At 54.1% G+C, this 11667-nt stretch carries 9 protein-coding genes; all 9 read left to right on the top strand.

Features of this window, described 5'->3' with window-relative positions:
• Nucleotide 1: 1 nt before the first annotated feature.
• The 9 genes from pbpC to der all read left to right on the top strand — a co-directional run bounded on the left by pbpC (nucleotide 2) and on the right by der (nucleotide 11463).
• Nucleotides 2–2326: a peptidoglycan glycosyltransferase PbpC gene (pbpC, locus tag ACT9TW_RS22320; protein WP_446493729.1), complete on the top strand. Its 2325-nt coding sequence runs from the start codon at nucleotides 2–4 to the stop codon at nucleotides 2324–2326.
• Between the two features lie 157 nt (nucleotides 2327–2483).
• Complete coding sequence (ndk, locus tag ACT9TW_RS22315; RefSeq protein ID WP_014071336.1) at nucleotides 2484–2915, top strand: nucleoside-diphosphate kinase; 432 nt, start codon at nucleotides 2484–2486, stop codon at nucleotides 2913–2915.
• A gap of 168 nt (nucleotides 2916–3083) precedes the next feature.
• The gene (locus ACT9TW_RS22310; RefSeq protein ID WP_446493728.1) at nucleotides 3084–4250 is read left to right on the top strand and encodes a bifunctional tRNA (adenosine(37)-C2)-methyltransferase TrmG/ribosomal RNA large subunit methyltransferase RlmN; all 1167 of its coding nucleotides are present in this window, start codon (nucleotides 3084–3086) and stop codon (nucleotides 4248–4250) included.
• A gap of 293 nt (nucleotides 4251–4543) precedes the next feature.
• Nucleotides 4544–5551, top strand: coding sequence for a cytoskeleton protein RodZ (rodZ, locus tag ACT9TW_RS22305; RefSeq protein ID WP_446493727.1), 1008 nt, complete (start codon nucleotides 4544–4546; stop codon nucleotides 5549–5551).
• A gap of 26 nt (nucleotides 5552–5577) precedes the next feature.
• Entirely contained in the window at nucleotides 5578–6696 is a 1119-nt protein-coding gene (ispG, locus tag ACT9TW_RS22300; RefSeq protein ID WP_014071333.1) for a flavodoxin-dependent (E)-4-hydroxy-3-methylbut-2-enyl-diphosphate synthase, read from the top strand.
• Nucleotides 6697–6777: 81 nt separating this feature from the next.
• On the top strand, nucleotides 6778–8052 hold the full coding sequence (gene hisS / locus ACT9TW_RS22295; protein ID WP_446493726.1) for a histidine--tRNA ligase: 1275 nt from the start codon (nucleotides 6778–6780) through the stop codon (nucleotides 8050–8052).
• Nucleotides 8053–8065: 13 nt separating this feature from the next.
• On the top strand, nucleotides 8066–8686 hold the full coding sequence (locus ACT9TW_RS22290) for a YfgM family protein (protein ID WP_014071331.1): 621 nt from the start codon (nucleotides 8066–8068) through the stop codon (nucleotides 8684–8686).
• 10 nt (nucleotides 8687–8696) lie between these two features.
• On the top strand, nucleotides 8697–9875 hold the full coding sequence (bamB, locus tag ACT9TW_RS22285; RefSeq protein ID WP_014071330.1) for an outer membrane protein assembly factor BamB: 1179 nt from the start codon (nucleotides 8697–8699) through the stop codon (nucleotides 9873–9875).
• A 112-nt stretch (nucleotides 9876–9987) separates the two neighbouring features.
• Nucleotides 9988–11463: a ribosome biogenesis GTPase Der gene (gene der / locus ACT9TW_RS22280; RefSeq protein ID WP_182062058.1), complete on the top strand. Its 1476-nt coding sequence runs from the start codon at nucleotides 9988–9990 to the stop codon at nucleotides 11461–11463.
• Nucleotides 11464–11667: the final 204 nt, after the last annotated feature.

The following is an 11667-nucleotide window of genomic DNA, read 5'->3' as shown; positions in this document are numbered from 1 at the left end:
CATGCAGATAGCTCGTCTGACACGCTCCCGCTGGTTTCAACTGGCGGGAGCGCTTCTCATTTTATGGGGGCTTATCATTGCCGCCGATCGCCTGTGGCCGTTACCCCTCAAAGAGGTCAATCCCGCGCGCGTGGTGGTGGATGAGCAGGGGACGCCACTGTGGCGCTTTGCCGACAGCGAAGGGATCTGGCGTTATCCGGTGACCATTGAAGAGGTTTCTCCGCGCTATCTCGACGCCCTGATCCAGTATGAAGACCGCTGGTTCTGGGACCATCCCGGCGTTAACCCTTTTTCCGTGCTGCGTGCGGCCTGGCAGGATCTGAGCTCCGGTAAAGTGGTGTCCGGGGGAAGCACGCTCACCATGCAGGTTGCACGGTTACTCGACCCGCATCCGCGTACCTTTGGCGGTAAAATTCGCCAGCTCTGGCGGGCTGTCCAGCTCGAATGGCATCTTTCAAAACGCGATATTCTGACGCTCTATCTGAACCGTGCGCCCTTTGGCGGCACGTTGCAGGGCGTGGGTGCGGCCAGCTGGACTTATCTTGGCAAACCACCCTCGCAGCTAAGCTATTCGGAAGCCGCGCTGCTGGCCGTTTTACCTCAGGCACCAAGCCGGTTGCGCCCTGACAGATGGCCGGAGCGTGCTGAAGCCGCGCGCAATAAAGTGCTCGACAGAATGGTGACCCAGGGTGTCTGGTCAGCACAGCAGGTTAAAGAGTCCCGTGAAGAGGCCGTCTGGCTGGCGCCACGGCAAATGCCGCAGCTGGCACCGCTTTTTTCACGGATGATGCTTAGCAAAAGCCGGGATAACAAAATCATCACCACGCTGGATGCGTCATTGCAGCGACAGCTTGAGGAGCTGGCGCTTAACTGGAAGGCGCGCCTGCCGGCAAGAAGCTCTCTGGCGATGATCGTCGTCGATCATACCGATATGAAAGTGCGTGGTTGGGTAGGTTCCGTGGATATCAACGACGATAGCCGGTTCAGCCACGTGGACATGGTCAATGCGATCCGATCGCCGGGATCGGTACTCAAGCCCTTTATCTACGGTATGGCGCTGGACGAGGGGCAGATCCATCCCGCGTCACTGCTACAGGACGTGCCGCGCAGAACCGGGGATTACCGGCCCGGTAATTTCGACAGCGGATTTCATGGGCCAGTCAGTATGAGCGAAGCGCTGGTGCGGTCGCTGAACCTCCCGGCGGTGCAGGTGCTGGAAGCCTACGGACCAAAACGCTTTACCGGAATGCTCAGCAATGCAGGGCTACCGCTTATTCTGCCTGCGGGGGCTCAGCCCAACTTATCGCTGATCCTGGGGGGCGCAGGGGCAAGGCTCGCGGATATTACGGCCGCCTACAGCGCGTTTGCCCGACACGGCAAAGCGGCAAAATTGCGTATCCGGCCTGGCGACCCGCTTCTGGAGCGCCCCTTATTGTCACCGGGGGCGGCGTGGATTATTCGCCGGATTCTGGCGAATGAGGCACAACCTCTGCCTGATGGCGCACTGCCACAGGTGGTGCCGCTCGCGTGGAAAACCGGCACCAGTTATGGCTATCGGGATGCCTGGGCCATCGGCCTTAACGCCCGCTATATCATTGGGATCTGGACCGGACGACCGGATGGCACGCCAGTGGCCGGACAGTTTGGCTTCGCGAGTGCGGTGCCGTTGCTAAACCAGGTCAATAACATGCTTCAGTCTCGCTCGACGATTGCCGAAGCGCGTCTGCCGCGCGACCCGCGTCCGGCATCGGTTGGGCGCGGTGTTATCTGCTGGCCAGGCGGGCAGTCTCTGCCGGAAGGCAGTGAGAACTGCCGTCGTCGCCTTTCTACCTGGCTACTGGATGGCAGCGAGCCACCAACGCTGTTGCTGCCGGAACAGGAAGGCGTTCGCGGTATCCGCTTCCCCATCTGGCTGAATAAAGAGGGCAGGCGTGTTGCCGCGGATTGCCCGGATGCCACAGAGAAGGTCGTGGACGTGTGGCCGTTGCCGCTGGAGCCCTGGCTCCCGGCCGCCGAGCGGCGTGCGGCAAGGATCCCTGCGGCGTCTGCGGTTTGTCCGCCGTTAGCACAGGATTCACCGGCACCGCTTATCCTCTCTGGCGTGCGTGAAGGGGCCGTTATCAAACGTCTGCCGGGTGAAGCACGTGTGTCGCTGCCTCTCCAGGCCAGTGGCAGTAGCGGCGAACGCTGGTGGTTTTTAAACGGTGAACCGCTGGATGTGAAAGGAAGGGTTTACACTTTACAGCTTGATAAGTCAGGTGATTATCAGTTACTGGTAATGGATGACGCAGGTCAGGTAACAACGGTGAACTTTACGCTTCAGTAGCGAAATAGTGGCCTTTAGATGTGAGCTGTTGCTAAAACTCATCTTATTTTAAAAAAATGTTACTTAGATCCGTAGGCAATGGCGCTATTGCTCATTATAATCCGCGCCACACCATACTCAGGTATGCAAAACAACAGAACATTTGACAGAGGTTATCATGGCTATTGAACGTACTTTTTCCATCATTAAACCAAACGCGGTGGCAAAAAACGTTATTGGCAGCATCTTCGCTCGCTTTGAATCAGCAGGGTTCAAAATTGTAGGCACCAAAATGCTGCACCTGAGCGTTGAACAGGCTCGCGGTTTCTACGCTGAGCACGAAGGTCGTCCATTCTTTGACGGCCTGGTTGAGTTCATGACTTCTGGCCCAATCGTCGTTTCCGTACTGGAAGGTGAAAACGCAGTACAGCGTCACCGCGATCTGCTGGGCGCAACCAACCCGGATAACGCGCTGGCAGGTACTCTGCGCGCTGACTACGCTGACAGCTTCACCGAGAACGGCACCCACGGTTCTGACTCTGTAGAATCTGCTGCGCGCGAAATCGCTTTCTTCTTCGCTGAAGGCGAAGTGTGTCCACGTACCCGTTAATTTAACGGTTTCGTTTACACATTATTTTCGTAAATGCCGCGTGCAGACGTGGCATCCCTGCGCCAGACTTTGTACAATGCAACGCCCCGGACGAGCAGATGCTTTCCGGGGCGTTTCTTTTTAACCCTCCACGGGCCATAACGTGTAACAACGAGGCCGGAAAAAATTATGTCTGAACTAGTGAATACCTCCGAAGTCGCCATTCCTGCGGTTCCAAATAAAAATGGAAAAATCAACCTGTTGGATCTGAACCGTCAGCAGATGCGCGAATTCTTTAAAGAGATGGGCGAGAAGCCGTTTCGTGCCGACCAGGTCATGAAATGGATGTACCACTATTGCAGCGACAACTTTGATGACATGACTGACATCAACAAAGTGCTGCGCAACAAGCTTAAAGAAGTGGCCGAAATTCGTGCGCCTGAAGTGGTGGAAGAACAACGCTCTGCCGATGGCACCATCAAATGGGCTATCGCTGTAGGCGATCAGCGCGTTGAAACCGTGTATATCCCGGAAGATGACCGTGCCACGCTATGCGTCTCTTCTCAGGTCGGTTGTGCGCTTGAGTGCAAATTCTGCTCTACGGCTCAGCAAGGCTTTAACCGTAACCTGCGCGTGTCTGAAATTATCGGCCAGGTGTGGCGTGCGGCTAAAATCGTTGGCGCAGCAAAAGTGACGGGCACACGTCCAATCACCAACGTGGTGATGATGGGCATGGGTGAACCCCTGCTGAACCTGACTAACGTCGTACCGGCGATGGAAATCATGCTGGATGATTTCGGTTTTGGTCTGTCTAAACGCCGCGTCACTCTCTCTACGTCAGGTGTTGTACCTGCGCTGGATAAGCTCGGCGACATGATTGACGTTGCGCTGGCAATTTCCCTGCACGCGCCAAACGATGAAATCCGTGACGAAATTGTACCAATCAACAAAAAGTACAATATCGAAACCTTCCTCGCCGCAGTGCGCCGCTATCTGGAAAAATCCAACGCGAACCAGGGCCGTGTAACTATCGAGTACGTCATGCTGGATCACGTTAATGATGGCACCGAACATGCGCATCAGCTGGCTGAGCTGCTGAAAGATACGCCGTGCAAGATTAACCTGATTCCATGGAACCCGTTCCCGGGTGCGCCGTATGGCCGCAGTTCAAACAGCCGTATCGATCGTTTCTCCAAAGTACTGATGGAGTACGGTTTCACCACTATCGTGCGTAAAACACGTGGTGATGATATTGATGCCGCGTGCGGACAGCTGGCGGGTGATGTGATTGACCGTACGAAACGAACGCTGCGTAAACGTATGCAGGGTGAGACAATCGCGGTGAAAGCTGTTTGATTATTATTCAGTCACGGCGCATTATCATCGCCGTGACGCATAATCTTACTGAATAATCAGTCATATTCGTGATGATTGATTAATAATTACGGTGCGTTTCATACGACTTTCGGGCAGTATGTAACGGCCTAAAAACAGTTTGGCTGCACAGGCAGGGCTGTACTGTCATCTACGGGCTGACAGTCTTATACTGTCTGTTCCAGGTTAACTGACCAGAAGTTTCGCGGTGCGGGTGGCATTGTGACTCACCGGCACCTGAACCCTTATTTTTCACGTACCAGTAGTTGTAGCGAATGAATACTGAAGCCACTCACGACCAACATGAAGCACTCTCCACTGGCGTTCGTCTTCGCAACGCCCGTGAACAACTCGGACTCAGCCAGCAAGCTGTTGCAGAACGCTTGTGCCTGAAGGTATCCACGGTTCGCGATATTGAAGAAGATAAGGCACCTGCCGATCTGGCTTCAACATTTCTGCGTGGTTATATCCGCTCTTACGCAAAACTGGTGCATATCCCCGAAAACGAATTACTGCCTATGATCGAGAAGCAGGCGCCGGTGCGTGCAGCAAAAGTTGCGCCGATGCAGACATTCTCGCTGGGGAAACGTCGTAAAAAACGTGATGGCTGGCTGATGAGCTTTACCTGGCTGGTGCTGTTTGTGGTTATTGGCCTGACGGGCGCATGGTGGTGGCAAAACCACAAAGCGCAGCAGGAAGAGATAACCACCATGGCCGACCAATCTTCCGCCGAGCTGAACAACGCGGGTAGCGATAACGCACAGAACGTGCCGCTGAGCACCGATAACGCAGCAACGTCTAACGATCCGCAAACGGCTGCAACTGCAACCGATCCGGCACAGGCACAAGCGCCAGCGGCGAATCCTGCTGCTCCTGCACCAGCACCAAATAATACCGTTGTAGCTCCTTCTCAGGCGAATGTTGATACCGCGGCCACCACGCCAGCGGCATCTGCGCCTGCGAATAGCGCTGCTCAGCCACTGCCAACCGATCAGGCGGGCGTAGCGAATGCTGCGGCCAACCCGAATGCGCTGGTGATGAACTTCTCGGCCGATTGCTGGTTAGAAGTGACCGATGCAACCGGTAAAAAACTTTTCAGCGGCTTACAGCGTAAAGATGGCACGTTAAACCTGACGGGTCAGGCGCCGTATAAGCTCAAGATTGGCGCACCATCTGCGGTACAGATCCAGTACCAGGGTAAACCTGTCGATCTGAGTCGCTTTATCAGAACTAACCAGGTTGCGCGTCTTACCGTTAATGCCGAACAATCAGCAGCACAGTAACAGACGGGCAACGCGGGAGATTTTTCATGCATAACCAGGCTCCGATTCAACGTAGAAAATCGAAACGGATTTACGTTGGGAATGTGCCAATTGGCGATGGGGCTCCTATCGCCGTCCAGTCGATGACCAACACGCGCACCACAGATGTGGAAGCAACGGTCAATCAAATCAAAGCATTAGAACGCGTCGGTGCGGACATTGTCCGCGTTTCCGTGCCAACCATGGATGCCGCCGAGGCCTTCAAACTGATCAAACAACAGGTCAGTGTTCCGCTGGTTGCAGATATTCACTTCGACTACCGTATTGCACTTAAAGTCGCCGAATATGGCGTTGACTGCCTGCGCATCAACCCAGGCAACATCGGTAACGAAGAACGTATCCGTATGGTAGTGGACTGCGCGCGAGACAAAAATATTCCAATCCGTATCGGTGTAAACGCCGGTTCACTGGAAAAAGATCTGCAAGAAAAGTATGGCGAACCGACGCCGCAGGCGCTGCTTGAGTCCGCTATGCGCCATGTGGATCATCTGGATCGTCTTAACTTCGATCAGTTCAAAGTCAGCGTAAAAGCTTCTGATGTGTTCCTGGCGGTGGAATCTTATCGACTGCTGGCAAAGCAGATCGATCAGCCGCTGCACCTGGGGATCACCGAAGCTGGCGGCCTGCGTAGCGGTTCCGTAAAATCGGCGATCGGTCTGGGGCTGCTGCTCTCGGAAGGGATCGGCGACACTCTGCGTGTCTCTCTGGCAGCCGATCCGGTTGAAGAGATCAAAGTCGGTTTCGATATCCTGAAATCACTGCGTATCCGTGCGCGTGGGATCAACTTTATTGCCTGCCCAACCTGTTCGCGTCAGGAGTTTGACGTCATCGGTACGGTGAATGCCCTTGAGCAGCGCCTGGAAGACATTATCACTCCGATGGATGTGTCCATTATCGGTTGTGTGGTGAATGGCCCGGGTGAAGCGCTCGTGTCTACGCTGGGCGTGACCGGTGGTAACAAGAAAAGTGGTCTCTATGAAGATGGCATTCGTAAAGATCGTCTGGATAATAGCGACATGATCGATCAGCTTGAAGCCCGCATTCGCGCCAAAGCCACGATGATGGATGAAGCGCAGCGTATCAGCATTCAGCAGGTTGAAAAATAACGTGATGGGAAGCCGCTCGCTTCCCATGTATGATTGAACCCATTCTTTGGGTTCTTTTTTGTATATAGAAAGAGAATAAACGTGGCAAAAAACATTCAAGCCATCCGCGGCATGAACGATTATCTGCCTGGCGAAACCGCCATCTGGCAGCGCATTGAAGGCACACTGAAACAGGTGCTCGGCAGCTACGGTTACAGCGAAATCCGTTTGCCGATTGTAGAGCAGACCCCGTTATTCAAACGCGCGATCGGTGAAGTGACCGACGTGGTTGAAAAAGAGATGTATACCTTTGAGGACCGCAACGGCGACAGCTTGACACTGCGTCCGGAAGGTACGGCGGGCTGCGTACGCGCCGGCATCGAACATGGTCTCCTGTACAATCAGGAGCAGCGCCTGTGGTACATCGGCCCGATGTTCCGCCACGAACGTCCACAGAAAGGTCGTTACCGCCAGTTCAACCAGCTGGGTGTTGAAGTCTTTGGTCTGCAAGGCCCGGACATCGATGCCGAACTGATTTTGCTGACAGCCCGCTGGTGGCGCGCGCTCGGTATTTCTGAGCATGTTTCTCTGGAGCTGAACTCTATCGGTTCTCTGGAAGCGCGTGCGAACTATCGCGATGCACTGGTTGCGTTCCTGGAACAGCATAAAGAGTCGCTGGACGAAGACTGCAAACGTCGCATGTACAGCAATCCGTTGCGTGTTCTTGATTCTAAAAACCCGGAAGTTCAGGCGCTGTTGAACGATGCACCTGCGCTGGGTGATTACCTGGACGATGATTCTCGCGAGCACTTCGCGGGTCTGTGCAAACTGCTGGAAGCAGCAGGCATTGCTTATACCGTCAACCAGCGTCTGGTGCGTGGTCTGGATTACTACAACCGTACCGTTTTCGAGTGGGTGACGAGCAGCCTCGGCTCACAGGGAACAGTATGTGCAGGCGGTCGTTATGACGGTCTGGTTGAACAGCTTGGTGGCCGTGCGGCACCTGCCGTTGGTTTTGCAATGGGTCTTGAGCGACTTGTTTTGCTGGTTCAGGCAGTTAATCCGGAATTTAAAGCAGATTCCGTTGTCGATATATACCTGGTGGCCTCAGGCGCGGATACGCAGTCTGCGGCAATGCAGCTTGCCGAACGTGTTCGTGACGAACTGCCGGGCGTTAAGCTGATGACCAACCATGGCGGCGGCAACTTCAAAAAACAGTTTGCTCGTGCCGATAAGTGGGGCGCAAGTATTGCACTGGTGCTGGGTGAGTCTGAAGTGGCTAACGGCGAAGTGGTGGTTAAAGACCTGCGCTCTGGTGAGCAAACAACGGTAACGCAGGATGGCGTTGCGGCGCACTTGCGCACTTTGACTTCCTAAGGAGAAGAACTGCGTGGAAATTTACGAGAACGAAAACGACCAGGTTGATGCGATTAAACGCTTCTTTGCCGAAAACGGCAAAGCACTGGCTGTTGGGGTAATTTTGGGTGTGGGTGCGTTAGTGGGCTGGCGTTTCTGGAACGGTCATCAGGCTGATTCCGCGCGTGGCGCTTCTCTGGCGTATGAAAATACCATCAGCGCTATTCGTGCCGATCAGCCGCAAACGCTGACCGCTGCCGAGAAATTTTCTGCTGAAAACAAAAACACCTACGGTGCGCTGGCCGCACTGGAAGTCGCGCAGCAGTTTGTTGATAAAAATGAGCTGGATAAAGCAGTAGCACAGCTGTCACAAGGCCTTGCTGCGGCGAGTGATGAGAACCTGAAAGCGGTCATAAACATGCGTCTGGCGCGTATCCAGGTTCAGCAGAAAAAAGCCGATGATGCGCTGAAAACGCTCGATACCATCAAAGGTGAAGGCTTTGCGGCCATTGTTGCCGACCTGCGCGGTGAAGCACTGCTGAGCAAAGGTGACAAAGAGGGCGCGCGTAAAGCGTGGCAAGCTGGCGTAGATAGCAAAGCTTCACCTGCGCTGAGCGAAATGATGCAGATGAAAATAAATAATTTGTCCGTCTGAGAGGGACCCGATGCAATTGCGTAAATTACTTCTGCCAGGACTGCTTTCTGTTACGTTATTGAGTGGCTGTTCACTGTTCAGTGGCGAAGAAGATGTTGTAAAAATGTCCCCGCTGCCAACGGTTGAAAACCAGTTTACCCCGTCAACCGCGTGGAGCTCTTCCGTCGGTGACGGTATTGGTGAATTTTATTCCAACCTGCACCCGGCATTTGCTGACAGCGTTGTCTATGCGGCTGACCGTAAAGGCACGGTAAAAGCACTTAATTCCGACGACGGAAAAGAAGTGTGGTCCGTTAATCTGGCGGAAAAAGATGGCTGGTTCTCCCGTAAGCCTGCACTGCTCTCTGGCGGCCTGACGGTTGCTGGCGGCCACGTCTATGTGGGCAGTGAAAAAGCGCAGGTTTACGCGCTGAACACCAGTGATGGCTCAATCGCATGGCAAACCACGGTGGCTGGCGAATCGCTGTCCCGCCCGGTTGTGAGCGATGGTCTGGTTCTAATCCACACCAGCAACGGCCAGTTGCAGGCGCTGAACGAAGCCGACGGTCTGGTGAAATGGACGGTAAACCTGGATATGCCTTCACTGTCTCTGCGCGGTGAATCTGCTCCGGCATCTGCTTTTGGCGCGGCGATTGTTGGCGGCGACAATGGTCGTGTCAGTGCGGTACTGATGCAGCAGGGCCAGATGATTTGGCAGCAGCGTATCTCTCAGGCAACCGGTTCAACTGAAATTGACCGCCTGAGCGACGTGGACACAACGCCGGTTATCGTCAATGGCGTGGTTTACGCGCTGGCTTATAATGGTAACCTGACCGCGCTGGACCTGCGCAGCGGCCAGATCATGTGGAAACGTGAGCTGGGCTCTGTTAATGATTTCATCGTTGATGGCAACCGTATTTATATGGTTGATCAGAACGATCGCCTGCTGGCACTGAACACCGAAGGTGGCGTAACGCTGTGGACGCAAAGCGATCTGCTGCACCGTCTGCTGACGGCTCCGGCGCTGTATAACGGCAGCCTGGTTGTCGGTGATAGCGAAGGTTATATGCACTGGATTGACCCAGAAACGGGTCGCTTCACTGCTCAGCAAAAAGTTGACAGCTCTGGCTTCCTGACGGAACCAGTTGTGGCTGATGGCAAACTGCTGATCCAGGCAAAAGACGGCACGCTGTACGCGATCACGCGTTAATTATTCAGCGGTTGTTGTATACTAAACGGCTCCTGTTAACTCAGGGGCCGTTTTGACTTTTTTAAAAACGCCGCGAAAGCGACGTGATTTTGAATTTTATGAGGCTTCAAACATGGTACCTGTGGTCGCGCTTGTCGGGCGCCCTAACGTTGGAAAATCCACTCTTTTTAACCGTTTAACACGCACCCGTGATGCGCTGGTTGCGGATTTCCCGGGGCTGACGCGTGACCGTAAGTACGGTCGTGCAGAAGTGGAGGGGCGTGAGTTCATCTGCATCGATACTGGCGGTATTGATGGGACAGAGGACGGCGTCGAAACCCGTATGGCGGAACAGTCTTTGCTGGCAATCGAAGAAGCAGACGTTGTTCTGTTTATGGTTGATGCCCGTGCTGGCCTGATGCCAGCAGACTCCGCTATCGCCAAACATCTGCGCGCGCGTGAAAAGCCAACCTTCCTGGTGGCGAATAAAACTGACGGCATCGATGCCGATCAGGCGGTTGCTGATTTCTGGTCCTTAGGTCTGGGTGAGATCTACCCAATCGCGGCCTCTCATGGCCGTGGCGTGACCAGCCTGCTCGAAACCGTTCTGCTGCCGTGGGTTGACGAAGTGAACCCGCCGGAGGAAGTGGACGAAGACGCTGAATACTGGGCGCAGTTCGAAGCAGCTGCAGAGGGCGAAGAGGAAGAGCCTGAAGAGGCATTCAACCCGCAGGATCTGCCTATTAAGCTGGCGATTGTGGGCCGTCCAAACGTAGGTAAGTCTACGCTTACTAACCGTATTCTGGGTGAAGAGCGCGTGGTCGTTTACGACATGCCTGGCACCACGCGTGACAGTATCTACATCCCGATGCAGCGCGATGAACGTGAGTACGTACTTATCGATACTGCCGGTGTGCGTAAACGCGGGAAAATCACCGATGTGGTGGAAAAATTCTCCGTTATCAAAACCCTACAGGCAATTGAAGATGCCAACGTGGTGCTGCTGGTTATCGATGCGCGCGAAGGGATCTCCGATCAGGATCTGTCGCTGCTGGGCTTTATCCTCAACAGCGGGCGCTCACTGGTTATCGTCGTCAACAAGTGGGACGGCCTGAGCAATGAAGTGCGTGAGCAGGTGAAAGAGACGCTGGACTTCCGTCTGGGCTTTATTGACTTCGCGCGTGTGCACTTTATTTCTGCGCTGCACGGTAGCGGCGTGGGTAACCTGTTCGATTCCGTTCGCGAAGCCTACGACAGCTCAACCCGTCGTCAGAGCACCGCGATGCTGACCCGTATCATGAATATGGCAGCAGAAGACCATCAGCCGCCGTTGGTGCGTGGTCGTCGCGTGAAGCTGAAATACGCTCACGCCGGTGGTTATAACCCGCCAATCGTGGTTATCCACGGTAACCAGGTGAAAGATCTGCCGGATTCCTACAAACGTTATCTGATGAACTACTTCCGTAAATCGCTGGATGTGATGGGCACACCTATCCGTATCCAGTTCAAGGAAGGGGATAACCCGTTTGCCAACAAGCGCAATACCCTGACGCCAAACCAGATGCGTAAGCGTAAGCGTTTGATTAAGCACATCAAGAAAAGCAAATAATCATTGCCTGCTTTCATATAACCCGCGTATTTCGCGGGTTTTTTTTCGTCTGAACCTGTCGTATGTTTCTCTGTGTGATGTCAATCACTATTCGTTATTAGCCAATTTTAAATCTGAGAAAGTAGACGATTGTCGAACTTTCATCTTAAAGGCCTGCTGTTGGTACTAGACAAAACTGGCACCAGGTTATCAAATGGTTAATTA

The organism is Enterobacter sp. C4G1 (genome assembly GCF_052886895.1).
Note: the sequence above shows the minus strand (reverse complement) of the source record. Positions and strands in the feature narration are given on the sequence as shown.